This window comes from Streptomyces sp. NPDC014733 (assembly GCF_043083385.1).
In the GTDB taxonomy this organism is placed as follows: domain Bacteria; phylum Actinomycetota; class Actinomycetes; order Streptomycetales; family Streptomycetaceae; genus Streptomyces.
In genome coordinates, this window is sequence record NZ_JBIBYO010000011.1 from 195,050 (window position 1) to 218,794 (window position 23,745).

Annotated in this window: 22 protein-coding genes; 18 read left to right on the forward strand and 4 right to left on the reverse strand. The window is 75.1% G+C overall.

The genetic code is table 11. The features are described from left to right. Positions 1 to 16: 16 nt before the first annotated feature. Complete coding sequence (locus tag ACF1BH_RS23690; protein WP_391645281.1) at positions 17 to 505, reverse strand: hypothetical protein; 489 nt, start codon at positions 503 to 505, stop codon at positions 17 to 19. Between the two features lie 49 nt (positions 506 to 554). Next, a complete protein-coding gene (locus tag ACF1BH_RS23695; protein WP_391645283.1) occupies positions 555 to 956 on the reverse strand; it encodes a hypothetical protein in 402 nt (133 codons plus the stop codon). Between the two features lie 271 nt (positions 957 to 1,227). Here ACF1BH_RS23695 and ACF1BH_RS23700 point away from each other — a divergent pair, with 271 nt between their 5' ends. The 15 genes from ACF1BH_RS23700 to ACF1BH_RS23770 all read left to right on the forward strand — a co-directional run bounded on the left by ACF1BH_RS23700 (position 1,228) and on the right by ACF1BH_RS23770 (position 18,654). After that, the gene (locus ACF1BH_RS23700; protein ID WP_391645285.1) at positions 1,228 to 2,586 is read left to right on the forward strand and encodes a rhodanese-like domain-containing protein; all 1,359 of its coding nucleotides are present in this window, start codon (positions 1,228 to 1,230) and stop codon (positions 2,584 to 2,586) included. Positions 2,587 to 2,630: 44 nt separating this feature from the next. Next, positions 2,631 to 2,996 (forward strand): rhodanese-like domain-containing protein, encoded by a 366-nt coding sequence (locus ACF1BH_RS23705; protein ID WP_391645287.1) that lies wholly within the window; start codon positions 2,631 to 2,633, stop codon positions 2,994 to 2,996. After that, the gene (locus tag ACF1BH_RS23710; RefSeq protein ID WP_391645289.1) at positions 2,993 to 3,736 is read left to right on the forward strand and encodes a sulfite exporter TauE/SafE family protein; all 744 of its coding nucleotides are present in this window, start codon (positions 2,993 to 2,995) and stop codon (positions 3,734 to 3,736) included. The genes ACF1BH_RS23705 and ACF1BH_RS23710 overlap by 4 nt, the downstream gene beginning before the upstream one ends. A gap of 122 nt (positions 3,737 to 3,858) precedes the next feature. After that, on the forward strand, positions 3,859 to 4,443 hold the full coding sequence (locus ACF1BH_RS23715; RefSeq protein WP_391645291.1) for a rhodanese-like domain-containing protein: 585 nt from the start codon (positions 3,859 to 3,861) through the stop codon (positions 4,441 to 4,443). A gap of 199 nt (positions 4,444 to 4,642) precedes the next feature. Continuing rightward, on the forward strand, positions 4,643 to 5,902 hold the full coding sequence (locus ACF1BH_RS23720) for an MFS transporter (RefSeq protein ID WP_391645293.1): 1,260 nt from the start codon (positions 4,643 to 4,645) through the stop codon (positions 5,900 to 5,902). Between the two features lie 349 nt (positions 5,903 to 6,251). After that, positions 6,252 to 7,235 (forward strand): 1-phosphofructokinase family hexose kinase, encoded by a 984-nt coding sequence (locus ACF1BH_RS23725; protein WP_391645295.1) that lies wholly within the window; start codon positions 6,252 to 6,254, stop codon positions 7,233 to 7,235. 41 nt (positions 7,236 to 7,276) lie between these two features. After that, positions 7,277 to 8,344 (forward strand): YbhN family protein, encoded by a 1,068-nt coding sequence (locus tag ACF1BH_RS23730; protein ID WP_391645297.1) that lies wholly within the window; start codon positions 7,277 to 7,279, stop codon positions 8,342 to 8,344. A 127-nt stretch (positions 8,345 to 8,471) separates the two neighbouring features. Further along, positions 8,472 to 9,218, forward strand: coding sequence for an STAS/SEC14 domain-containing protein (locus tag ACF1BH_RS23735; protein WP_391645299.1), 747 nt, complete (start codon positions 8,472 to 8,474; stop codon positions 9,216 to 9,218). 43 nt (positions 9,219 to 9,261) lie between these two features. Beyond that, a complete protein-coding gene (locus ACF1BH_RS23740; RefSeq protein ID WP_391645301.1) occupies positions 9,262 to 11,754 on the forward strand; it encodes an HAD-IC family P-type ATPase in 2,493 nt (830 codons plus the stop codon). A 265-nt stretch (positions 11,755 to 12,019) separates the two neighbouring features. Further along, positions 12,020 to 12,883, forward strand: coding sequence for a universal stress protein (locus ACF1BH_RS23745; protein ID WP_391645303.1), 864 nt, complete (start codon positions 12,020 to 12,022; stop codon positions 12,881 to 12,883). 191 nt (positions 12,884 to 13,074) lie between these two features. Continuing rightward, positions 13,075 to 13,950 carry a universal stress protein gene (locus ACF1BH_RS23750; protein ID WP_391645305.1) on the forward strand — a complete coding sequence of 292 codons (876 nt, stop codon included), beginning with the start codon at positions 13,075 to 13,077 and terminating at the stop codon, positions 13,948 to 13,950. 162 nt (positions 13,951 to 14,112) lie between these two features. Beyond that, positions 14,113 to 14,382, forward strand: coding sequence for a DUF1918 domain-containing protein (locus ACF1BH_RS23755; RefSeq protein WP_391645307.1), 270 nt, complete (start codon positions 14,113 to 14,115; stop codon positions 14,380 to 14,382). Between the two features lie 685 nt (positions 14,383 to 15,067). Further along, entirely contained in the window at positions 15,068 to 17,476 is a 2,409-nt protein-coding gene (gene ppsA, locus ACF1BH_RS23760) for a phosphoenolpyruvate synthase (RefSeq protein WP_391645309.1), read from the forward strand. Between the two features lie 220 nt (positions 17,477 to 17,696). Then, the gene (locus tag ACF1BH_RS23765) at positions 17,697 to 18,110 is read left to right on the forward strand and encodes a CBS domain-containing protein (protein WP_391645311.1); all 414 of its coding nucleotides are present in this window, start codon (positions 17,697 to 17,699) and stop codon (positions 18,108 to 18,110) included. A gap of 85 nt (positions 18,111 to 18,195) precedes the next feature. After that, positions 18,196 to 18,654: an Hsp20/alpha crystallin family protein gene (locus tag ACF1BH_RS23770; RefSeq protein WP_391645313.1), complete on the forward strand. Its 459-nt coding sequence runs from the start codon at positions 18,196 to 18,198 to the stop codon at positions 18,652 to 18,654. Between the two features lie 73 nt (positions 18,655 to 18,727). Here the strand turns inward: ACF1BH_RS23770 and ACF1BH_RS23775 are convergent, their stop codons facing one another. Both ACF1BH_RS23775 and ACF1BH_RS23780 read right to left on the reverse strand, forming a co-directional pair. Beyond that, complete coding sequence (locus ACF1BH_RS23775) at positions 18,728 to 20,152, reverse strand: MBL fold metallo-hydrolase RNA specificity domain-containing protein (protein ID WP_391645315.1); 1,425 nt, start codon at positions 20,150 to 20,152, stop codon at positions 18,728 to 18,730. Between the two features lie 158 nt (positions 20,153 to 20,310). After that, positions 20,311 to 20,958, reverse strand: coding sequence for a CBS domain-containing protein (locus ACF1BH_RS23780; RefSeq protein ID WP_391645317.1), 648 nt, complete (start codon positions 20,956 to 20,958; stop codon positions 20,311 to 20,313). Between the two features lie 289 nt (positions 20,959 to 21,247). Here ACF1BH_RS23780 and ACF1BH_RS23785 point away from each other — a divergent pair, with 289 nt between their 5' ends. The 3 genes from ACF1BH_RS23785 to ACF1BH_RS23795 all read left to right on the forward strand — a co-directional run bounded on the left by ACF1BH_RS23785 (position 21,248) and on the right by ACF1BH_RS23795 (position 23,647). Beyond that, entirely contained in the window at positions 21,248 to 21,946 is a 699-nt protein-coding gene (locus tag ACF1BH_RS23785) for a helix-turn-helix domain-containing protein (RefSeq protein WP_391645319.1), read from the forward strand. Positions 21,947 to 21,983: 37 nt separating this feature from the next. After that, a complete protein-coding gene (locus tag ACF1BH_RS23790) occupies positions 21,984 to 22,886 on the forward strand; it encodes a universal stress protein (protein WP_391645321.1) in 903 nt (300 codons plus the stop codon). Between the two features lie 287 nt (positions 22,887 to 23,173). Next, positions 23,174 to 23,647, forward strand: a complete 474-nt coding sequence (locus ACF1BH_RS23795) for a universal stress protein (protein WP_391645323.1) — start codon at positions 23,174 to 23,176, stop codon at positions 23,645 to 23,647. Positions 23,648 to 23,745: the final 98 nt, after the last annotated feature.

The window sequence follows — 23,745 nt, forward strand, 5'->3', positions numbered from 1 at the left end:
GGCCGGCCGGCAGCGGTCAGCCGGCCGGGACGGGGCAGGCCGCTTCGGTGGCGAGCCTGCGCAGTGCGGCCTCGGCCAGCAGCACGACGGACGCCACGGCGACCAGGGGCTGCAGCGGCGCCCAGTAGCTCAGGGCGCCGGAGGTGCCGACCAGCAGAAGGACCACTTTGTTGCATACGGGGCAGCCGATGGCGAGGAACGACAGCGCGCCGCCGAAATAGCCGAGGCGGCGGCCGGCCGGCGGGTCCGCGGGCCGGGTCGTTGGGGCTGTCGCCACGTACGTCGCCAGCACCACGCCGGCCAGCGCAGCGGTGACCACCCACACGGGATAGTTCCACCACTGCACCGGCACCGAGCGGGAGAACCACGGCGTCGGCAGGACCGCCGTCGGCACGCCGGTCACCACCGCCGTGGCGAGGGCGCCGCTCAGGGCGGCCGCCCACCGGCGTGCGGTCCAGCTCCGCAGGGCGGCGACCGCCCCGCGGAAGGAACGGGAAGAAGGCATGGAAAGGCTCCGTTCTGCGAGGTGGGAAGGGGGCGATCGGTGGATCGGCCTATACCCGGAGAACGGAGAGGGCGGCGCGGGGGACCGGCGGCGAGGGCCCCGCGGATGCCGGAGGCAGGAGCTCACGGGGCGGAGGGGCGGCCAGGGCGCCGGCCGTCGTGACGGGCGCGCGGACCGCTGAAGCCGCCGAGACCCCGGCCCGGGACGTGGCCGCTTCGGTGATCGCCTTCTTGGCGCAGGGCTGCGGGGCGGGCCGGTCCGGCACGATCACCGACCGGGTGTGACCGTCCGCGAGGTGGCCGGCCCGCTCGGCGGCGGGCCCCATCGGCGCGAAGACCGCGGGGGCGGCCCCGTCCGGAGCGGTGGGCCGGCCCGTGCACAGCCATGCCGTCACCACCACGAGCAGGGCGAGCGCGACCCGGGCAGCGAGGTGTGTCCCCGAACGCCTCATCGCCGCTCCGCTCCGCCGCCCGCCACCGCACTGCCGTCACGCCTGGAGGACTCTATACCCCTGTGGGTATGGGAGGGCCTGCCGGACGGTGTCCTGGTGTCTTGGAGGGTGCCCCGGGGCGATGTCGTTCCGGGGCGGCTCCCGCGGTCCGGTGGTTGCGGGTGTGTGTGGGTGTGCCGGGTGTGGCGACGGGCACGTTGAATACCCCCTGGGGTACCTGTTACGGTCGGTTGCATACCCAGGGGGGTAATTTCAGGAAGGGAGCCTCTCCGTGTTCTTCATCGACACCATCGAGCTCGGCGGACTGGGCAACCGCCACTACCTCGCCGGGGGCGAGCGGGCGGCCGTGGCGGTGGACCCGCCGCGCGACGTCGACCAGGTCCTGGCGGTCGCCGCCCGGCGCGGGGTGCGGATCACCCACGTGGTGGAGACTCACCTCCACAACGACTACGTCACCGGCGGTCTGGAGCTGGCCCGGCTGACGGGCGCCGCCTATCTGGTGCCGGCCGGAGCGCGTGTGTCGTTCGCGCGGGTGCCGGTGGCCGACGGCGACACGGTCACGGTCGATGACGGACTGGAGCTGCGGGCGATGGCCACCCCGGGGCACACCCCCCACCACACCTCGTACGTGCTGCGGGAGCAGGGGATGCCGGTGGCCGCGTTCACCGGCGGGTCGCTGCTGATCGGCACGGTGGGCCGCCCGGACCTGGTGGAGCCCCGCCTGACCGAGGAGCTGGCCCGTGCCCAGCACGCCTCCGCCCACCGCCTCGCCGCCCAGCTCCCGGACGAGACGTCCGTGCTGCCCACGCACGGCTTCGGCAGCTTCTGCTCCTCGGCGCAGGCCGAGGGGGACGCCACCACCATCGGCAGGGAGAAGGGCGCCAACGCGGCGCTGACCACGGACGTGGACTCCTTCGTCGCCCAGCTGCTCGCCGGACTGGAGGACGTCCCCGCGTACTACGCGCACATGGGCCCGGCCAACGCGAGCGGCCCCGCGCCGGTGGACCTGACGCCCCCGGCCGTCGCGGACGCGGACGAGATCGCCGCCCGGCTCGCGGCCGGTGAGTGGGTCGTGGACCTGCGCAACCGGATCGCCTTCGCCGAGGGGCACGTCGCCGGATCGTTCAACTTCGAGGCCGACGGCAAGATCGCCACCTACCTGGCGTGGCTGATCCCGTGGGGCAAGCCGGTGACCCTGCTCGCCGAATCCGCCGAGCAACTGGCCTCAGCCCAGCGGGAGTTGGTGCGCGTCGGCATCGACCGGCCCGCGGCCGCCGCGACCGGAGCGCCGCAGGAGTGGGTGGCCCAAGGCGCCTCCCTGGCCTCCTTCCCGCGCTCGACCTTCGCCGGCCTGGCCGAGCAGGACATGGACGGCATCGTCGTCCTGGACGTCCGCCGTGAATCCGAGCGGGCCGCCGGGCACATCGAGGGCTCCGTGCACATCCCGGTCCACCAGCTGCACAAGCGGCTCGGCGAGGTCCCGGCGGGCACGGTGTGGGTGCACTGCGCCGGTGGCATGCGCGCCGGTATCGCCGCCTCGCTCCTCGACGCCGCGGGGCGTGACGTGGTGGCCGTCGACGACGGGTTCGACTCCGCCGCCGATGCCGGGCTGACCCTCGTCTCCCGCTGACCGGCCGCCCGAACGCCCCCACCCTTCGTACGAGAGGTTGTGTGATGTCCCCCTTCCACCACGGTCAGGACCGTGTCACCGCCGACGACGCCCACCGGCTCACCCGGGGCGCGGACGCCCCGGCCGTCCTGCTGGACGTACGTGAGCAGGGCGAATGGGATGCCGGGCACGCGCCCGGCGCCGTGTTCGCGCCGCTTTCCGGACTGACCTCGGGGGCGGCCCTGCCGGAGCCCGTCCGGGGGCGGCCGCTGGCGGTGATCTGCCGCAGCGGCAACCGTTCCCGGAAGGCCGCCCGCCTGCTCGCCGACCGCGGCGAGAGCGCGGTGGACGTCATCGGCGGCATGAAGGACTGGGCCGCCGCGGGGCACCCGGTCGTCGACGCACGCGGGAACCACGGCTCCATAGCATGACCACCCTGATCCTCGCGCTCGTCGCCGGTGCCGTCGTCGGCCTGGCCCTGGGCGGCCTCGGCGGAGGCGGCAGCGTCCTGGCCGTACCGGCCCTGATCTACCTGCTCGGCTTCACCCCGGCACAGGCGACCACCGCCAGCCTGTTCATCGTCACCCTGACCTCCGTCACGGCGCTCGTCGGGCACGCCAGGGACGGCAACGTGGCCTGGCGGACCGGTCTGCTGTTCGCGGCGGCGGGCGTCGTCCCCGCGATGCTCGCCGGGACCGTCGCGGGCCATGTGCCCCAGAGCGTGCTCACCGTCGCCTTCGCGATCGTCGCCGCGGTCGCCGCCCTGTACATGCTGCGGCCCGCCCGCGCCGAGAGCACCGGCACGGTGCACCCGGGCAAGGCCGGCGGCGCCGGCGCCGGGCTCGGCACGGTGACCGGCCTCCTGGGCGTGGGGGGCGGCTTCCTCGCCGTACCGGCGCTCGTCGGCGTGCTGAGCCTGCCCATGCGGCGGGCCGTCGGCACCAGCCTGCTGGTCATCACGGTCAACTCGCTGGCCGCGCTCGGCGCCAGAGCCGGCACCGGCACGCACCTCGACTGGGCGGCCGTCGCACCGTTCACCGCAGCGGCCGTCCTGGGCGCCTGGGACGGCAAACGCCAGGCGAAGAAGCTCAAGGGCAACACCCTCCAGCGGCTCTTCGCCTACGTCCTGCTCGCCGTCGCCGCCTTCATGCTCGTCGACGCGGTCCTCTGACCACGTCGGCCCGGGCGCGGCAGCCGCGACGCACGACCAGGCTCCACGCCCCTCCTCACCCCCACCCCCGACGGGGACGAAGAACCCCGACCGGCAGTACCGAAACAAGGACGACACCAGTCATGACCACTCCCACCTCCCTCGACCCCCGCCAGGCCAAGGCCCGTCTGCACGAGCTCACCGTCATCGACGTCCGCACCCCCGGCGAGTACGCCGGCGGCCACCTCCCCGGCGCCCTCAACATCCCCCTCGACCAGCTCGACCGCGCGCTGCCCGACATCCGCACCGCCGCCGCACGCGGCGAGGTCCTCGTCGTCTGCGCCTCCGGCGCCCGCTCCGAGAACGCCTGCCGGCAGCTGGCCGACAAGGGCATCCGCACCGCCACCCTCGCCGGCGGCACCGGCGCCTGGGCCGCCCAGGGCCACGAACTGGACCACCCCCAGGGCGCCGCCTGCAGCACCAAGGCGTCCTGGGGCATGGAACGCCAGGTCCGTCTGACCGCCGGCTCCGTCGTGCTGCTCGGCCTGCTCCTGGGCCTGGTCGTCCACCCGGCCTTCCAGCTGCTGTCCGCCGGTATCGCCGCCGGTCTGGTCTTCTCCGCGCTGACCAACACCTGCGGTATGGCCGCCATGCTCGCCAAGCTGCCCTGGAACCGGCCCAGCCGGGCCGACCTCGACACCGCGCTGGCCGGACTGCGCAACCGCTGACCCGCAGCCGTGGACACCCGCGACGCCGGGCCGCCGCCAGGCGCGTCCCTCACCCGGGCCGAGGGGCCGGTCCTCCCCGGTCCCGACCGGTGAGGCGCTGCGCCGGCGGCCCGGCCGCCCGCCACCCGCCTCCTCCGCAGGGCCGGGCCCGCCCGCCACGGGCAGCAGACCGAACCCGTACGCGCAAGGACGACCGCAGATGACCCCGACCACCAGCCAAGCGCCGCCCGCCGTCCGGCTCGGCCTGCGGGAGAACTGGCCGCAGTTCACCCTGCTCGTCGTCGTCAACGTCTGTGTCGGCGCCCTCGTCGGTCTGGAGCGCACCACCGTTCCGCTCCTCGGCACCGATGTCTACGGTCTGACCAGCGGTCTGGCGGTCTTCTCGTTCATCATCGCGTTCGGTCTCACCAAGGCCCTGACCAACCTCGCCGCCGGCGCCCTGAGCGCCCGCTTCCGCCGCAAGCAGCTCCTTCTCGCCGGCTGGCTGTCGGGCGTCCCCGTCCCCTTCGTCCTCGCCTGGGCGCCGTCCTGGGGCTGGATCGTCGCCGCCAACGTGCTGCTCGGCCTCAACCAGGGCCTGGCCTGGTCGATGACGGTCAACATGAAGATCGACCTCGTCGGCCCCGCCCGGCGCGGTCTGGCCACGGGCCTGAACGAGGCCGCCGGCTACACCGCGGTCGGCGCCACCGCCCTGGCCACCGGCTACCTCGCCACCGGCTACGGCCTGCGCCCCGCCCCCGAACTCATCGGCGTCGTCTTCGTCGTCGCCGGTCTCGCACTCGCCCTGGCCGTCCGCGACACCGCCGCCCATGCCGCCCTCGAACTCGCCCACCACACCACGCCGCTGCCCACCGGCGAGGACACCGGCCTGAAGGCCACGTTCATCCGCACCTCCTGGCACCACCGCTCCCTGCGCGGCGCCGGCCAGGCGGGCCTGGTCAACAATCTGAACGACGGCCTCACCTGGGGCGTCTTCCCGCTGCTCTTCACCGATCACGGACTCGGCCTCGCCGCCGTCGGGCTGATCAAGGGCCTCTACCCGATCCTGTGGGGACTCGGACAGATCCCCACGGGGCACCTGTCCGACCGGATCGGCCGCAAGCCCCTCATCGTCACCGGCATGTTCGTCCAGGCAGCGGGCTTCGTCCTCGCCCTGGCCCTGCTGGAGCGGCCCCTGCCGGCCGGCCTCCTCTCCGCCGTCGCCCTGGGGCTGGGCACCGCCATGGTCTACCCGGCCCTCATCGCCTCCGTCTCCGACCACGCCCACCCCGCCTGGCGCGCGAACGCCCTGGGCACGTACCGCTTCTGGCGCGACATCGGCTACGCCGCCGGTGCCCTCCTCGCCGGCGTCCTCGCCGACACCCTCGGACTGAACGCCACGGTCGTCGCCGCCGCCGTCCTCACCGCGGTCTCCGGCCTGGCCGCGGCCCGCTGGATCACCGAACGGCCCGCCCACTGAGGGCGATCCGGCCTGCCGCCGGGGACGCCGCGGGCGCCACCGCGGCCGACGGCACCCGGCGCCCGCCGCCCCGCCGCACGGCCGTACGCGCGGGGGCCCGACGACATGCGTCGGATCGCCGGAAGGGCTAGCGTCGAAGGCGGGCCGGGGCGCGTCGCCCGCGGTCCGGCCGAGAACGTGGGGAGCGAACCATGGCCGCCCGGGTTGCCCTCGACGGGCTCGGCAGCATCGGCCGCCCGGCGCTCACCGGGCGCGCTTCCGCCGCCGCCCCCGTGACCGGGTGGAGGACGAGCGGCCCCGGGACGGTGTGCCGGGCACGGGCCGTCACGGGCCGGGCGGTGCCACGGCGATGACCGCGCCGGCAGCGGACCCGGCCGCGACCGGCCCCGTTCTCACCCTGACGATGAACCCCACGGTCGACATGTGCTGGGACGTCGACCACCTAGCCGACGTCGGCAAGAACCGCGCCCGGGTCCGGTCGGTGACCGCGGGGGGCGGGGGCATCAACGTCGCCCGCGGCGTGACACGGCTCGGGGGACGGGCAACCGCCGTCCACACCGCCGGCCGCGAGGTCGGCCGCCGCCTGAACAGACTGCTGGACGAGGAGGGCATCGCCCACATCCCGGTCGGCATCGAGGGGGAGACCCGCGAAGCCCTCGTCCTCTTCGAGACCGCGTCGCGCCGCAGCCATCACATCGTCCCGCCCGGCCCGCGCCTCGACGACCAGGAGGCGCAACGGTGCCTGGACGTGCTGGAGCAGGCGGTCGGCGCCAGCGGGTACGTCGTGGCCAGCGGCAGCCTGCCCGGCGGTCTGCCCGACGACTTCTACGCGGCCGTCGCCCGCCGCGTCGGGACGGCCGGAGCCCGGCTGGTGCTGGACACCTCGGGCCCGGCGCTGCGGCCGGCGCTGGCGGAAGGCGTCTTCCTCTTCCGGTGCAACCGCTCCGAGGCCGCCTCGCTCCTCGGCCGGCCCGTCCGCGGCTTCGACGACGCCCTGGCCGTCAACGAGCAACTGCTCACCGCGGGCGCCGCCGAGATCGCCGTCACCACCATCGGTGAACTGGGCGCCCTCTGCTCGACCCGGCACGGCCACACCGAACTGCGGGCACCGCCGCTGCCGGGGAACCTGATCAGCGACGCCGGGGCCGGGGACACCATGGTGGCCGCGCTCACCGTACGGCTGGCCGCGGGCGACGATCCGGTCAGCGCCTGCGCGCTGGGCGTGGCCGTCGCCGCCGCGTCGGTGCTCACCCCCGGCACCGACCCCTTCGACCGCGGGCTGGCCGAGTCCCTCCGCCCCGAGGTGGGGCTGACGTTCCGGGCCCGGCCGTGACCGGAAGCGCCCCGGGCACCCGCCGCCGGTGGTGACGGAAAGTGGCTGAACGGTGGTCGGGCGCCGGGCGGAACCACGCGGGCCTGCTCGGTCGGCCGACCCTGCTGACCTGGTGCGGAGCCGTCCTGCTGCTGGCGGCCGCGGTAGTGGCGGGCGTCTGGCGGCGGCACGAGCTGGCGCAGGCGTTCGCCCTCATCGCCCGGGTGCGCGTCCCGCAGCTGATGGTTGCCGTGGCGGCCGAGGCCCTGTCGATGGCGTGCTTCGCGGCCGTGCCGCGCCGGCTGCTCCGGGCGGGCGGGGTGCGGTGGAGCCTGCGGCGGACCGGGGTGATCGTCGTGGCGGCCAACGCCGTGGCGGGAGCGTTGCCGGGCGGGGCCGCCCTCGCCGGCGCCTGGACGTTCCGGCAGCTGCACCGACGGGGGGTCGACCCGGCCCTGGCAGCCGCGGTACTGGTCTGCGCCGGGGCGCTCTCGGCGCTCGGCCTGGGCATCGTGATCGTGGTCGGTCTGGCAACCCTGGGTGCCACCGGGGCCGCGGCGGTGCTGCGCCCGGTGGCCGACCTCCTGGGGCTGGCCCTGCTGGTCGGCCTGGTGCTGCTCGTCCTGTCCCGCCTCGCGGGCTTCCGGGCGGCGCTGCGGCGGTGCTGGGACCGGGCCGGACGGCGGTCCGCACGGGTGGACCGGGCCGAGCGGGCCCTGGCGCGGGTGGCGGAGCAGATCCGGAGCCTGCGGCCCGGCCCCCGGACGTGGCTGCGCCCTGCCGTGTTCGCGCTCCTGAACTGGCTGTTCGACGTGGCCTGCCTGATCGCCTGCCTGTGGGCACTGGGCGTCGGCGTGCCCTGGCACGGGATCCTGCTCGCGTACGGGCTCACGCAGATCCCCGGCAGCCTGCGCCTGACGCCCGGCAGCCTCGGTGTGATCGAGGCGAGCCTGTCCGTGCTGCTCGTGTGGTCCGGCCTGGCGCCGGGGTCGGCGATCGCCGCGACGCTGCTGTACCGGGCCCTCAGCTTCTGGGCGCTCCAGCCGGTCGGCTGGGCCTGCTGGATCGGCGTGACGCTCCACCCCGACCGGCCCGGGGCTCCGGATCCCCCTCCGCCGCCGCACGTTTAGCGCCTGTCCGTGCCGCCCTCAAGTGCCCGGAAAGGGGTTTTCTGGAAAAATCGAATCAGTGCTCACCGGGCCGCGCGTCGGCCTCCGCTCGGACCGCGCGTCGACCGGGTTCGGAGAGGGGAAGACCATGCTGGAGAGAGCCACGGACGTACCTGACGGCGTCGACGCGGTGAAAGCGATCGGCACCGTGTCGAAGGACGACTACCGGACTGTGGTCGAGCCGCTCATCGACGACGCGCGGCGCGAGGGCCGCCGTATCCGGCTGCTGTGCGAGATCGGCCCCGAGTTCACCTCCTTCACCCCCGGAGCCGCCTGGGAGGACCTCAAGGTCGGCATGGGGGCCATGCGGTTGTTCGAAGGGTGCGCGGTCGTCACCGACGCGGGCTGGATCCGGGAGTCCACCCGGCTGTCGAGTTTTCTGGCGCCCTGCCCGGTGCGCGTCTTCGGATGCCAGGAGCGCGACGAGGCCCTGCGCTGGCTGGCGTCGCTGCCCGAGGGGCCCGGCATCTCCCACCGGCTGACCGAGTCCGACGTCCTCGTGGTCGAGGTCGGACCGCCGCTGCGCGCCCAGGACTTCGACGCCCTCGCCCTGACCGTGGACACCTGGCTGGGGACGCATCCCGAACTGGCCGGTGTCGTGGTCCATGTGCGGGAGTTTCCCGGCTGGGAGAACCTCAGCGGTCTGATCCGTCATGTGCGGTTCATCCGCGACCACCACCGCAAGGTCAGGAAGATCGCGCTGGCGGCCGACGGCAAGGTCGCGGCCCTGATGCCCCAGTTCGCGAACCACTTCGTCCGGGCCGAGGTGCGGCGGTTCGGCTACGACGCCCTCGACGACGCCGTCGCCTGGGCGGCCGGCTCTCCGGCCCCGTAGCGGCGGACGCCGGGCGCCGCCGCCACGGCGGGAGGACGGAGGGATGGAGGGCCGTGCGCGTCGCCCGCGAGGCGCGTCCCGCCGGGGCGCGGGGCCCGATCCGCCCGCGGGGGCGTCGGCCGCGCCGCCGGGTGCCGGTGCCGGCCGCGGTGCGGCCGCGGACCGCTGCCCGGACGAGGCGTCCGTACCGCACGGGAGCGCGGGTGGTGGCCTGTCGTCCCGGCGGGCGGCGGCGCTGCTGGCCGAGGTGGGGCCGAACACGGTTCCGGAACGGAAGGTGGGCCTGGCGGCGCGGGCGGCGCGGAAGCTGTGGGCCCCGGTGCCGTGGATGCTGGAGGCCACCTTCGTCCTGGAGGTCGCGCTGGGGAAGTGGCCGGACGCGGCGATCGTGGCGACGGTACTGGTGCTGAACGCCGCGTTGAGCCTGGTGCAGGAAGGGCGGGCGCGGTCCGCGGTGGCGCTGCTGCGGCGCCGGCTGGCCGTCGACGCGAGGGTGTGCCGGGACGGCGTGTGGGCGCTGCGGCCGGCGGCGGAACTGGTCCCCGGCGACCTGGCCCATGTGCGGGCGGGTGACCTCGTCCCCGCGGATCTGCGGCTCGTGGAGGGGAACGTGCTGATGGACCGGTCGACCCTGACCGGTGAAGCGGTACCGGAGGAGTGCGGGCCGGGCGCGACGGCGTACTCCGGGGCCACGGTGGTGCGGGGCGAGGCCACCGGTGAGGTCGTCGCCACCGGCGCCCGCACCTACTTCGGCCGTACCGCGGAGCTGGTGGGAACGGCCCGGTCGGCCGACCACCTGGCCGCCGTGGTGCTCCGCATGGTCCGGGTCTTCATCGCCGTCGACCTCGTCCTCGCCGCCGCCGGTTCCGGCTACCTGGCCGCCACCGGCGGGTCCGGCCAGGACGTGCTCTCCTACGCGATGGTGTTGCTGCTGGCCTCGGTACCGGTGGCGCTGCCCGCCGCGTTCGCGCTGGCGGGCACGCTGGGGGCGCAGCACCTGGCCGGACGGGGCATCCTGACCACCCGGTTGTCGGCCGTCCAGGAGGCCGCCGGCATGGACGTGCTGTGCGTGGACAAGACCGGCACGCTCACCGAGAACCGGCTCACCGTCGCCGAGGTCGCCGCCCGGCCTCCCGCCGCCCCCACGGGCACCGATGTGCTGCGGCTGGCCGCGGGCGCGTGTGACGCGGCCACGCAGGACCCGATCGACCTGGCCATCCTGCGCGCCGCCGCCGCACACGGCCTGCCCGGGAGCCGACGCGCGGACGTGGTGCCGTTCGACCCGGTCACCCGGCGGTCCGAGGCCACCGTGCACACCGAAGGCGGCCCGCTGCGCGTGGCCAAGGGAGCCCCGCGGGCCATCGCCGGACTGGTCGGGCTGCCGGTCGACCCCCGGGTGGAGCGCCTGGCCGCTGCCGGGGCCCGGGTGCTCGCCGTCGCCACCCGGCCACCGGGGGACCGGTGGCGCCCCGCCGGACTGGTGGCGTTGACCGACCCGCCCCGCCCGGACGCGCCGGCCCTGATCGCCCGGCTGACCGGGCTCGGCGTGCGGGTGGTGATGCTCACCGGCGACGGGGCCGCCACCGCAGCCGCGATCGCCGACCGGATCGGTCTGCACGGTCCCACCGCACGCGCCCGGGACCTGCGGAGCGGCGGGGCCGACGAGACCCGGGTCGCGGCGGTTGCCGAGGTCCTTCCGGAGGACAAGCACCACTTGGTCCAGCGGCTGCAGGCCGCCGGGCACACGGTGGGGATGACCGGCGACGGCGTCAACGACGCCCCCGCGCTGCGGCAGGCCGAGGTCGGCATCGCGGTGGCCGGCGCCACCGACGTGGCCAAGTCCGCCGCCGGGGCGGTGCTGACCCGGCAGGGCCTGGACGGCATCGTCGACCTGGTCCGGGAGAGCCGCCGGATCCACCAGCGGCTGCTGACCTACGCGTTGAACGTGTCCGTCAAGAAGATCGAGGTGCCGCTGCTGCTGGCCATCGGTGTGTTCGCCTGGCGGCAGTTCGTGTTCACCCCGCTGCTGATGGTGCTGCTCCTGCTGGGCAACGACGTGGTCAGCATGGCCATCACCACCGACCGGGCCGACCACTCCCGCCGCCCCGACCGCTGGAGTGTCCGCGCGACGGTCACCGGGGCGCTCGTCGTCGCCGGACCGCTCCTGGCCGTATCGGTGGGGCTGCTGTGGACCGGCCGGGACGTGTGGCCGCGGCTGGACCCGAGCCACCTGCGGACCTTGGCCTTCCTCACCCTGGTCGTCTCCAGCCAGGCCGGCCTCCTCCTGGTACGCAGCCGCCGCCACGCCTGGACGAGCCGCCCCGGCCGGTGGGTGCTGGCCGCGTCCGCCGGTGACATCGCCGCCGCGCTCGTCCTGGCGCTGACCGGCACCCTCATGGCGCCCCTGCCCGCCGCGTCCGCCGTCCTCGCGCTCACCGTGGTGGCCGCGGGCGCGCTCGTCGCCGACCTGGTCAAGGTCCCCGCCTTCACGGCGCTCGGCCTGCACCGTATGTGGCGGCCGCGGCCACCACCGTGACCCGCCGCCGGTGTACGGGGCGGGCCGGCACCGAGGCCCGCCCGGAGGCCGTCGGGCCTCGGACAGGGACCGACCGGCCCTGGCGCCGTGGCGGGCGGCCGCCCTTTCCTGGAGGCGGATGGCCCTCTCCCGGTGGCGGAGCCACGCCGGTTCCGCCACCGACCGGGCCCCGGTCGCCTCCGTCACGCCCGGTACGGGCCTCGACAGGCGGCAGCATCCGGATGTGCGCCCCGCTGCGGGACCTCGTGGCAGGAAGGAGGGAACGATGGAACCCGTCGTCACCGTGGGGCTCGACGGCTCACCCGCCGCTCTCTCCGCCGCCCACTGGGCCGCCGAGGAGGCCGAACGGCGCGGCTGCCCCCTGCGCCTGCTCCACGCCTGGCCCATGCTGGCGCCGGAACCGACCCAGGTGCCCGCGGAGAAGGAGCACAACCAGCCGGCGAGCCGCCTCGTCCGGACCGTGCGCACCGAACTGCGGGCGGACCACCCGGACCTCCGTGTCGTCGGCGAGCTGGTCGCCGACGACGCCCGCAGCGCGCTGCTGCGCGCCACCGCGGAGTCGACGGTGACCGTACTCGGCTCGCAGGGCCTCTACCCCGACGAGAGCTTCTTCCTGGGCGGCGTCAGCGCGCCCGTCATGGCACGCGCCGAAGGCCCGCTGGTCCTGGTACGTGCCGCCGCCTCCCACGGGCAGGGCGCGCCCCCGGCAGCGGCGGCGCCGGTCGTGGTCGCGCTGAAGCTTCGCGGCCCGTGCGATTCCGTACTCGCCTTCGCCTTCGACGCCGCCGCGGCGCGGGGCGCGCCGCTGCGGGTCGTCCACGGGCTGAGCCTGCCGCCTCCGGCCCCGCCGCGGGGCACGGACCACGACCCGGCCGAGGCGGACGCGCGGTCCGCGCGCAGGCGCCTCGACGACGTGCTGTACCCCTGGCGGAAGAGGTACCCGCACGTGGAGGTGGCCGTGTGCCTCGGCACGGAGGGCCGTTCCACGACGGTCGTGCGGGCGGCCGAGGGCGCCTGCCTGCTGGTCGTCGGCCACCGCAGACATCACCTGCCACGGGGCCCGGGGGCCGTGGTCCAGGCCGCCGTCCACCACGCGCGGTGCCCGGTCGCCGTCGTCCCGCACGGTTGATCGCACCCCGCGCCCGCCGTCCGGGCCGGACGGACGGCGCAAGGGCCGAGCGGCCCTACCGCGGCGGCCCCCCACCGGGCCATGCTCGATGCGCGGTGGCGTGGCCCTCCGCACGGCGGAGGAACGCGGTGCCGTGGCTTTCGAGGGAGCGCCGACGCAGCGCGGCGCCCGTGCGTCGTCAGGAGGAGGGCATGAACCGTCCTGTGGCCGCCGGGGTGAACGGAGCGCCGGCCGGACTCGCCGCCGCGGAATGGGCCGCCCGTGAAGCGCTGCTGAGGGATGCGCCCCTGTGGCTCGTGCACGCCTGGGAATGGCAGCCCTACGCCCATGCCGGCCCGGAGGGGCCGGACGCCGCCCGCAGATGGTCGCAGGGCGTGCCACAAGAGGTCACTCATCGCCTCCGGCGGCGCCACCCGGGCCTGGAGATCACCGCCGAACGCGTCATAGGCCCACCCCCGGAGGTGCTGTGCCGGGCGGCCGCCGACGCCGCACTGCTGGTGATCGGCACGGCCGGGGTGGGCGGCACCAGAGGCTTCCTGCTCGGCTCGGTCGGCATGGCCACCGTCGCCCACGCGACACGTCCCGTGGTCCTCGTGCGCGTCGACGACCACGGGATGCCGTCGGCACCGGCCACGAGCGACGGCCCCGGCGCCGTGGTTCTCGGCCTGGACCTCAGCCGGCCCGGTGCCGAAGTGATCGGCTTCGCCTTCGACGCCGCGGCGCTGCGCTCCGCCCCGCTCCTCGTGGTGCACGGCTGGACACCGCTCCCGCAGCACCGGTACGGCGGTGGACCCGGCTTCGGCGGACAGGCGCCCGCGGGGGAGAGGGCAGTGGTCGACGAGACGCTCCGGCCCTGGCGGGAGCGGTACCCCACGGTCGAGGTCACCGCGCAGGCGCTCGTCGGACGACCCGCGCAGCACCTGCTGGACGCCTCGGCGCACGCCGCGCTCCTCGTCGTCGGCAGGCGCAGCCGCACCCCCTGGCCCCACATGCCGCACATCGGGCACGTCGCCCACGCCGTCCTCCACCACTGCCCGGCCCCGGTGGCCGTGGTCCCCCACCCGTAGCGTCCGGGCAGCCGGTGGGGCGCGACGGGCCCGCCGGCGGTGCCGAACGGTCCCGCCCCGGGACCGTTGGCCCCTGTCGGAGCGGCCGGCGGGGCCGCAGGGTGGAGGGGCGGCGGCCAGGGCGACCGTCACGGCCGGCCGCTCACCCGGGAGGAGAGAGCCATGGCCCGGCCCCGGACGGAACACCCTTCCGACGAGCACCGCGCGGGGGTGTGGGCACGCGTCGGCGACCGGCTGGTCGTGGGCGGCGCCACCGTCGGGGACGAGGGGCGCGACGGCGAAATCATCGGGCTGCACCATGCCGATGGCACCCCGCCCTATGACGTCCGCTGGTCGGACACGGGCCGGGTCACGCTGGTGTTCCCAGGGCCGGACGCGCACGTCCAGCACTTCCCGCCGCACGGGAGGAAGGCCGTCGCACAAGGGCGGTGACCGGCAGGACGGCGTCCTCGCCTCGCGGTCCGCCTCGCGTGGCCCCGTACGGTCCCGGCGGTGAGAGGCCGAACGGCCGCACGAGGTGCCCGACCGGCCCTGGCGCTTTCCCGGACGGGCGCGATTGTCTGGGGACGAGGAAGGACCCCATGAGGACGCGGAGCAACGGCACCGCCGCGCACCGCGCAATCAGGATCCGCGAAGGCGGATGGGCCCTTCCTCCCTTCTGACACGGACCTTCTGACACGGACCGAAGAGCCGCACGGACCGCATTTCTGCGAGAGGCACGGGCGGGTACCCGGGCGGGAGGCGCCCGGGACCGATCGGCCCTACCGGGGCGCCGCTCCCGGCGTGAGTGTGGCAGCAGGCCACCTCGTCAACCGGAAGGCGGTGGGGACGATGGCAGCTCCCGTGGTGGTGGGGGACGACGGCTCCGACGCGAGCCTTCGGCCGCGGACCGGACGACGGACGAAGCCGTCCGGCAGGGACTTCCGCCGCACCTCGGGGCACGACAGAGCGACGACCGCGGCGGAACGGGGCTCGGCGCAGTGACCCACCGGGCGCTGCGCCACGCCGGCGCCGGCCGGGTGCGACCCCTCTGACAGAGCTGCGCTCCGCCCACCGCGCCGCCCCGCACCGCTCGACCGCGGACGCCTGCTCCGGAACCGACGCTGGGGAGGACACCATGGAACCCGGGCACCACGTCGTACCGTTCACCGAACTGGACCGGCACGACACCGCACGCGTCGGGGGTAAGAACGCCTCGCTGGGAGAGCTGACGCGCCACCTCCGGGCGGCGGGGGTCCGCGTCCCGCCGGGGTTCGCCACCACCGCCGACGCCTACCGGGAACTGCTCGGCACGGGGGAGCTGCGATCCCGGGTGGCCGAGCAGATCGACCGCCTGCACGCGGGCGCCCCGCTCGACGAGGTCGGGGCGGCCCTCCGCGCCGCGTTTCTCGGCCGGCCCCTGCCCGCACCGCTCCGCGACGCCGTGCTCACCGCCTACGACCGGCTCGCCGAGGAGACCGGCCGGACCGCGCCGGAGGTGGCCGTCCGCAGCAGTGCGACCGCGGAGGACCTGCCCGAGGCCAGTTTCGCCGGGCAGCAGGAGACGTACCTCAACGTCCGCGGCGCCGACCGGCTCCTGGAGGCGTGCACCCGCTGTTACGCCTCCCTCTTCACCGACCGGGCCCTCGACTACCGCGAGCGGATGGGCTTCGACCACCTTGCCGTCGCGCTGTCCGTCGGCGTCCAGCTCATGGTCCGCTCCGACCTCGCCGGCGCCGGGGTCGTCTTCACCCTCGACCCCGAGAGCGGCTTCCCCGAGGTGATCGTGGTGAGCGCCGCCTGGGGCCTGGGCGAAACCGTCGTCGGCGGCCGGGTCGACCCCGACGAGTACACGCTGTTCAAACCGAGCATGAAGGACCCGGCTCTCGACCCGGTGATCGATGTACGGATCGGCGGCAAGCGGCTCAAGACCGTCTACGCGGACACCGGGCTGACCCGCACCGTCGACACACCGGCCGAGGAACGCGGCCGCCGGGTGCTCGACGACACGGAGGTCCGTACGCTCGGCGGATGGGCCGCGGCCATCGAGGACCACTACGGCTCGCCGATGGACATCGAATGGGCCAAGGACGGACTCACCGGAGAACTCTGGATCGTCCAGGCACGCCCCGAGACGGTCCAGGGCCGCAGCCGCACCACGACCCTGACCCGCCGCCGGCTCACGGTCCCCCCGGGCGAACCCCTCGTGGTGGGCGTCGCCGTCGGGGAGTCGATCGGCCAGGGCCCGGTGGTCGCCCTCGGCGCCCCCGTCGACCTCGACCGCTTCCCCCGGGGCGGAGTCCTGGTCACCGGGGTCACCGACCCGGACTGGGAACCGGTCATGAAGCGGGCCGCCGCCATCGTCACCGACCACGGGGGCCGCACCTCGCACGCCGCCATCGTCAGCCGCGAGTTGGGCGTCCCCGCCGTGGTCGGCACCGGCAACGGCACCCGGGTCCTGACCGACGGCACCCCGGTGACCGTCTCCTGCGCCGAAGGCACCGGCGGCCGCGTCCTGGAAGGGCTGCTGCCCTACGAGGAGACGCTGACCGACCTCGCGGAACTCCCCGCCACCCGTACGCGCGTCATGCTCAACCTGGCCGACCCTTCCGCCGCGTTCCGCTGGTGGCGGCTGCCGGCCGACGGCGTGGGGCTCGCCCGGCTGGAGTTCATCGTCGCCCACCAGGTGAAGGTCCACCCGATGGCGCTGCTCCACCCGGAACGCGTCGACCGCGACACCCGGCGGACCATCGACCGGATGACCGAGGGGTACCCCGACCGCGGCGCGTACTTCGTCGAAGGGCTCGCCCGCGGCATCGCCCGCATCGCCGCCTCCCGGTGGCCGGCCCCCGTCGTCGTCCGCACCAGTGACTTCAAGACCAACGAGTACGCCAAGCTCCTCGGCGGCAGGCCCTTCGAACCCGACGAGGCCAACCCCATGATCGGGTGGCGTGGCGCGAGCCGCTACCACAGCGACGGCTACCGCGAGGGCTTCGCCCTCGAATGCCGGGCGTTGCGCCGGGTGCGCGACGGCATGGGACTCACCAACGTCGTGGTGATGATCCCCTTCTGCCGCACTCTCGGCGAGGCCGACCGGGTATGCGCGGTGATGGCCGAGGAGGGCCTCGTGCGGGGCCGGAACGGGCTGCGTGTCTACGTCATGGCGGAGATCCCCGCCAACATCATCCTGGCGGAGGAATTCGCCGAGCGCTTCGACGGATTCTCCATCGGCAGCAACGACCTCACCCAGCTCACCCTGGGCATCGACCGCGACTCCGAGGCGCTCGCCGCCACCTTCGACGAGAGCGACCCGGCCGTCGTCCGCAGCATCGAGACGCTCGCCGCCCGCGCCCACGCGGCCGGCCGCCCGGTCGGCCTGTGCGGCCAGCGGCCCAGCGACGACCCGGCGTTCACCGCGCTCCTCGTCCGGGCGGGACTGGACTCCGTCTCGGTGGCCCCGGACAGCTTCGCGGCGGTCAAACGGTACGTGGCCCGGGCGGAGGCGGAGCTCCCCGGCGGCGCCGGACCGGACAGGGAGGAACCATGAGCCGCGAGCGACGACGCCGCGCCGACACCACGCGCGAACCACCGGCCCGGACGCCGCGAGGGGCGGCGGGAGACCGGCTTCCCCCACGGTCCGGAGCCCGCCGGGTCCCCGCGCGCCCCTGGCGGCGGGTGCAGACCGTCCGGGTCGCTCCGGGCCCCCTCTGACGGCGCGGACCGACCTGGGACAAGCACGGGGGAACGGAAAAAAGGAGGACATGGCCATGACGACCGCACGGGAGATCATGCACACCGGTGCGACCTGCGTGAAGGAGGACGACACATTGGCGGACGCCGCCGTCCGGATGAGCGAACTGGACGTCGGAGCGCTGCCCATCTGCGGCCCGGACGACCGGCTCCACGGCATCGTCACCGATCGGGACATCGTGGTGAAGTGCCTGGCCAAGGGGAAGGACCCGCACCGGATGACCGCCGGACACCTCGCTCAGGGGAAGCCGGTCACCATCGACGCGGACACCGAGTGCGAGCAGGTGCTCCGGACCATGGAGGACCACCGGATCCGCCGCGTACCGGTGATCGACGACCACCGCCTGGTCGGCATGATCAGCGAGGCGGACATCGCCCGGCACCTGCCGGAGAAGCAGGTGGGCCACTTCGTCGAGGAGATCTGCCGCTGACCGGACCGGCCGGACGCGCTCTGCGCCGGTACCCGGACCTACGCATCAGAACATCAGGACATCAGGCACCCACAGGAGCAAAACGATGACCGGAGACAAGGTGGAACGGAGGCACAGCCTCTTCCCCGACTTCAACGACTGGTTCAACCGCGAGTTCCCGGGACTGCCCGGGTGGCGCCCCGGGACGGCTGCCCACTCCATCCCGGTGGAGGTGACCAACGACGGCGGCACCTACGTACTCCGCGCCGAACTGCCGGGGATGGACCCGGAGAAGGACATCGACATCACCGTCGACGACAACCTCATCACGGTGCGCGCCGAGCACAGCGAGAGTCAGGAGGACAAGGAGCACTCGGAATTCCGCTACGGATCCTTCCGCAGGTCCCTGCGGCTGCCGGTCACGATCCCCGCGGCCGAGGTCGACGCCTCGTACGCGGACGGCATTCTCACCATCCGCGTCCCGATGCCCGACGAGAAGTCCACGACCGTGCGGACCGTCCCGGTGAAGCGAGCCGGCCCCACCGACCGGGGAGAGGGGACCTGAAGGGGCCCACCACCAGGAACGGGGCGGGCCGCGACGGCCTTTCCGCGCACCGCGGGGGCCGGGGGCCCGCCCGTCAGCGGACCAGCACGGCCTCCCCCGAGCGGGGCACGACGGCGGTCCAGCCCAACTCGTCGTCGATACGGTCGCGCAGGGCCGCGGAGGCGTCCGGTTCGCCGTGGACGAGGTAGGTGGTGTGCGGGGCAGGGGCGCCGCGCAGCCAGTCGATGATCTGCCCGGCGTCGGCATGGGCCGAGAAGTGGGGCACGTTGGCGACCTCGGCCCGTACGGGGACGTACTCGCCGAACATCTTCAGGACCCGGGCCCCGTCCACCAGGTCCCGGGCCCGGGTCCCGGCCGCGGCGAAGCCGACGACGACCACGGCGTCGCGGGGATCGGGGAGGCGGCGGCGCAGATGGTGCAGGACGCGGCCGCCGGTGGCCATACCGGCCGAGGAGACGATGACGGCGGGGCCGCGCACGCTGTTGATGTCGATGGATTCCTGGACGGTGCGGGCCGCGAGGAACGGCGCCGGGCCGAGGTCCGCACCGCCCCGCGCCACGATCTCGGGCCGCAGCTCCGGAGACCCTTCGCGTACCGCGTCGCGGTACACATCGAGTGCGGCGAGCGCCATGGGGCTGTCCACGAACACGGGGACCGAGCGGGGCAGGACGCCGGAGTCCCGCAGCCGGGCGAGTTCGTGCAGGACGACTTCGGTGCGGTCGATCGCGAAGGCGGGGATGACGACGGTGCCGCCCCGGGCGACGGTCCGGGCGATCACGGCGGCGAACGCCGACCGCGCGGACCGCTGGTCGTGGTGGCGGTTGCCGTAGGTGGACTCCATGAGCAGCACATCGGCGCCCGAGAACGGTTCCGGCGGCCGCAGCAGCGGATGCCCGGGCCGGCCGAGGTCCCCGGAGGTGGCCAGGGTGTGGCCGTCTTCCAGGGTGAGGCGGGCCCACGCCGAGCCGAGGATGTGCCCGCCGTGGTGGAGCGTCACCGTGGTGCCGGTCATGATCTCCACGTCCGCGCCGACCGGGACCGGGTCGAAGAAGGCCAGCGTCTTCTCGACGTCGGCATCGTCGTACAGCGGTTTGGCGGGGCGGTGCTTGGACCAGCCGTGCCGGTTGGCGTGGCGCGCGGCCTCCATCTGGAGCCGTGCGCTGTCGCGCAGCACGATCCCGGCGAGCCGGGCGGTGGCGGCGCTGCTGAGGATCGGGCCCCGGAAGCCGTGCCGGACCAGACGCGGCAGGTAGCCGCAGTGGTCCAGATGCGCATGGGTGAGCACCACGGCACGGATGTCGGAGGCGTCCCGGGCCAGCCGTTCCCAGTTGCGGCGCCGCAGATCCGCCACCCCCTGGAAGAGACCGCAGTCGACCAGGAGACGGGTGCGGTCGCTCTCCACGAGGAACTTGCTTCCGGTGACCGTTCCCACGCCACCCAGGAAACTGAGCAGCGCCGGCCGCACCGGACCGGGGCTCCCGGCGGTTGTCCCGGCCACGTGTCCACCTCCTTCCGGAAGCCGCGCCGCCCTCCACCGTCGCACGCGGCGACACCGTGCCGGAGGGCCCGAGAGACCCTTCCCGGGGGCCGGCCGGCTCTTGCGCCGCGGGGGACGGCGCCGCGAAGCCCGCCGCGCGCGGTACGGGCCCGACCGGATCAGCCGCCGCGGGTGCCGCCGGGCCCGGCGCCGAGGTCCGTGCGGACGTCCACGACGCCCTCCACGGCCCGCACGGCACGGGTCAGCAGCGGCAGGAGAGCACGGTCGACCGGCGTCCCGTGCAGGGTCGCCACGCCCTCCGTCACGGTGACATCCAGCCCCGCGGGCGCGCCGGGCTCGCCGAGGACGGCGTGGCGGATCTCCGCCTCGATCTCCAGGTCGTCGCGGAGGAACACCTTGAGCAGGTCGCTCCGGCTGACGACGCCCTCCAGCATGCCGACGTCGTTCACGACCGGCAGCCGCTTCACCCGCCGCCGGGCCATGATCCGCGCCGCCTCGGCGAGCGTCGCGTCCGGATGCACGGTCACGGCCGGACTGGACATGAGCTGATCCGCGCACACGGCACCGGCCTTGGCCGCCTCCCCGAACGCCTCCGCGCGGCGTTGATCGTCCAAGAACTCCTCCTTCGCCAGCAGATCCGCCTCGGACACCACCCCCACGACACGCCCTTCCCCCTCCAGGACGGGGAGCGCACTCACCTTCCACTGGGCCAGGCACGCGACGATCTCCTTGTAGGGCGCGTCGCGGCCGATGGCGATGGCGGTGTGGGACATGACGTCGCTGACGATGTGGTGGCTGGCGGGCATGGTCTTCTCCAGGTCGAGGCGGCGGCCCACGCATCGGAGCCGGCGGCTCCGGCCTCCAGTCTGCGCTCGCCCCGCGGGATGCGAGGAGGGGCGGATGGGCCCGTTCGCGCCCCAGGTGGGGACCGACCGGCCCATGCGCCGCACCGGCGGACTGCCGGAGGCTGGGCGGGAAGGCAGCCATCCGCCCCGGACCGGCGCACCCAAGGCCGAGCCGCGCGGCGCCGCCGCACGACCGGGCCGGGAACGGCGGACGTACGGACGGCACGCGCCCCGTGAAAGGACATGCGCCATGACCGCTCAGGAGCGTGGGTCCGGCCCGGCGCCGCCCCCGGCCGGGAGCGACCTCGGACGGCGCACGAGGGCCCGCCGCCAGCAACTGGCGCTGACCCGTGAGGAGGTGGCCACCCGGGCAGCGGCCTCCCCGGGCTATCTCCGCTACGTGGAGGAGAGCGATGCCCGGCCGGGCATCGCCTTCCTGCTGCGCCTCGCCGACGCGCTGGACACCACGGTCGCCGAACTCGCGGGACGGACCGTGGAACTGCCGCCGGGACTCGCCGAGGCCGCTGCACGCCCCGAGGTGCTGGCGCTGAGCACCACCGAATGCTGGGCACGTCTCTCGACGCACGGCGTCGGCAGAATCGCGGTCACCGTCGACGGGAGCCCGGCGATCTTCCCCGTGAACTACACCGTCACCGGCGACAAGATCGCGTTCCGCACCGCACCGGGGTCCGGCCCGGCCGCGGCGGCCGGCGGCCGGGCCGCGCTGGAGGTCGACCACATCGACGACGCGTTCAGCGAGGGCTGGAGCGTCCTGGCCGTCGGGCCCGCCCGGACGGTCACGAGCGACACCGATGCCCGCTGGCTGGGGACGGTCGCCCGCTCCGCCCCCTGGGTGGGCGAGCGCCCCCAGTGGATCGTCCTCGAACCGGACCGGATCACCGGCCGGCGGATCCGCGCCACCCGGGCGCGGCCCCCCGACACCCCCTGACGCCGGGCCGGACCGCCCCACCCCGGGGGAGGAGGCCATGGAGCCAGAAGTGATCACCGCGGGGATCGACGGCACCCCCGAGAGCCTGGCGGCGGCCCGATGGGCCGCGGAGGAAGCGGACCGGCGGCACGCCGTGCTGCGCCTCCTGCACGCCTGGCCCCCGCCGGCCGCCGAAGAGCCCGGCACCCCACTGACACCCGGGCGGAACGCCGACGCGCAGCGCCTCGTGGACCACGCACGGCAGCAGGCGCGCGCGCACCGCCCGCGGGTGCGGGTCATCGACGACCTGGTACGAGCCGAAGTGGTGCCGGCGCTGCTGGGCGCGGCGGCGGGGTCGCGGATGCTCGTCCTCGGCTCCCGGGCCCTCATGGCCTGGGAGAGTTATGTCCTCGGCGACATCAGCCTGGAGGTGGTCGGCCGGGCGGAGCGCCCCGTCGTCCTGGTCCGCGAGGGCTGGTCCGGGCAGCCCGCCGTCCCCGGGACCGAGGGGGCGGCCGCGCCGGCCCCGGGCCCGCACCTCGTCGTCGGCATGGGGCTCAAGGGCCCCTGCGACGCCCTGCTCTCCTTCGCCTTCGACGCGGCGGCGCGCCGGGGCCTGCCGCTGCACGCGGTGCAGGGGCGTTCCCTGCCCGCCAGCGCCTACGCCCCCTGGGCGATCGACCTCTCGGTGGCAGAGGAGATCGTCGAGGAAGGCGAAGCGTCCCTGCGGGAGCGCCTGATGCCCTGGCAGGAGCGCTACCCCGGGGTGGCGCTGCGGATGACGGTGCGGGCGCAGAGCCCCGCCCGCGCCCTGGTGCACAGCGCCCCCGGGGCCGTCCTCCTGATGGTCGGCCGCCGCCACCATGCCTTCTTCCTCCCCCGCGTGGGGCACGTCGCGCACGCCGCGATGCACCACGTGGCCTGTCCCGTGGCGGTGATCCCGGAGGAGGAAGCCCCGTGACGGCCCTGCCGCGGCGCCGCGGGCGGCCCTCGTCGGCGGGGAGCCGTCCGCGGACGACCGATCGCCGCCGGCCCGGGCCGCGATCAGTGTCCTGCACCCGCTTCCGCCCCCTGCCCCACGAGGCCCCTGGCGACGGCCGGGCGAGCGGCCGGCAGGGCCGTTCGGCGGCGGCTCGGGGCGGTTCGGCCCCTGCGTGACGCGCCGCCCGGGCGGAGGCTGGGAGTTAGAGCTGTATGCGTACCCATGGTCCGGCGGCAGCCGCCGGAACCCGTCGCGCGGAGGCCGTCATGGAGAGCCGGCAACAGGAGCACGGCCGCATCGTCGTGGGCGTCGACGGATCGGAGTCGTCCCGGGCGGCCCTGGCCTGGGCGGTGCGGCAGGCGGAGCTGACGCACGCCACCGTCAACGCGGTGACGGCATGGGAATACCCGCCGCTCTACGGTTCCCTCGGCTGGCTGGAGGCACCCGACGAGCTGCGGGCCACTCTGGAGCTGTCGGCGGGGCAGGCGCTCTCCGACACGGTGGGGAGCGTCGTGGACCCGAGGACGGGGCCGAGGGTGGAGACGGTTGTCGCGTACGGCACGGCCGCCGCGGTGTTGCTGGACGCCGCCCGCGGTGCCGACCTGCTGGTCGTCGGCAGCCGGGGGCGCGGTGGTTTCTCCGGGGCCCTGCTGGGCTCGGTCAGCCGGCACTGCACCGCACACGCCCCCTGCCCGGTCGTCGTCGTACGGGGCACCGGCCAGCCGGCGGAGAGGCGGTGACGGGTGAGGCGCCGAGCACCCCGGCGCGGGACCGCCCGACGGCTCGGCCCGGTAGCGGGAGGTGTTCTCCACACTGGAGGTGAGGGCTCCGCCGTCGG

Coding starts and splice junctions, on each gene's coding strand:
- ACF1BH_RS23740 (WP_391645301.1), top strand. CDS start 9,262: ATGGAGGGCCGTGCGCGTCGCCCGCGAGGCGCGTCCCGCCGGGGCGCG.
- ACF1BH_RS23735 (WP_391645299.1), top strand. CDS start 8,472: ATGCTGGAGAGAGCCACGGACGTACCTGACGGCGTCGACGCGGTGAAA.
- ACF1BH_RS23780 (WP_391645317.1), bottom strand. CDS start 20,958: ATGCCCGCCAGCCACCACATCGTCAGCGACGTCATGTCCCACACCGCC.
- ACF1BH_RS23795 (WP_391645323.1), top strand. CDS start 23,174: ATGGAGAGCCGGCAACAGGAGCACGGCCGCATCGTCGTGGGCGTCGAC.
- ACF1BH_RS23710 (WP_391645289.1), top strand. CDS start 2,993: ATGACCACCCTGATCCTCGCGCTCGTCGCCGGTGCCGTCGTCGGCCTG.
- ACF1BH_RS23705 (WP_391645287.1), top strand. CDS start 2,631: ATGTCCCCCTTCCACCACGGTCAGGACCGTGTCACCGCCGACGACGCC.
- ACF1BH_RS23755 (WP_391645307.1), top strand. CDS start 14,113: ATGGCCCGGCCCCGGACGGAACACCCTTCCGACGAGCACCGCGCGGGG.
- ACF1BH_RS23770 (WP_391645313.1), top strand. CDS start 18,196: ATGACCGGAGACAAGGTGGAACGGAGGCACAGCCTCTTCCCCGACTTC.
- ACF1BH_RS23720 (WP_391645293.1), top strand. CDS start 4,643: ATGACCCCGACCACCAGCCAAGCGCCGCCCGCCGTCCGGCTCGGCCTG.
- ACF1BH_RS23715 (WP_391645291.1), top strand. CDS start 3,859: ATGACCACTCCCACCTCCCTCGACCCCCGCCAGGCCAAGGCCCGTCTG.
- ACF1BH_RS23785 (WP_391645319.1), top strand. CDS start 21,248: ATGACCGCTCAGGAGCGTGGGTCCGGCCCGGCGCCGCCCCCGGCCGGG.
- ACF1BH_RS23725 (WP_391645295.1), top strand. CDS start 6,252: ATGACCGCGCCGGCAGCGGACCCGGCCGCGACCGGCCCCGTTCTCACC.
- ACF1BH_RS23690 (WP_391645281.1), bottom strand. CDS start 505: ATGCCTTCTTCCCGTTCCTTCCGCGGGGCGGTCGCCGCCCTGCGGAGC.
- ACF1BH_RS23695 (WP_391645283.1), bottom strand. CDS start 956: ATGAGGCGTTCGGGGACACACCTCGCTGCCCGGGTCGCGCTCGCCCTG.
- ACF1BH_RS23790 (WP_391645321.1), top strand. CDS start 21,984: ATGGAGCCAGAAGTGATCACCGCGGGGATCGACGGCACCCCCGAGAGC.
- ACF1BH_RS23750 (WP_391645305.1), top strand. CDS start 13,075: ATGAACCGTCCTGTGGCCGCCGGGGTGAACGGAGCGCCGGCCGGACTC.
- ACF1BH_RS23765 (WP_391645311.1), top strand. CDS start 17,697: ATGACGACCGCACGGGAGATCATGCACACCGGTGCGACCTGCGTGAAG.
- ppsA (WP_391645309.1), top strand. CDS start 15,068: ATGGAACCCGGGCACCACGTCGTACCGTTCACCGAACTGGACCGGCAC.
- ACF1BH_RS23745 (WP_391645303.1), top strand. CDS start 12,020: ATGGAACCCGTCGTCACCGTGGGGCTCGACGGCTCACCCGCCGCTCTC.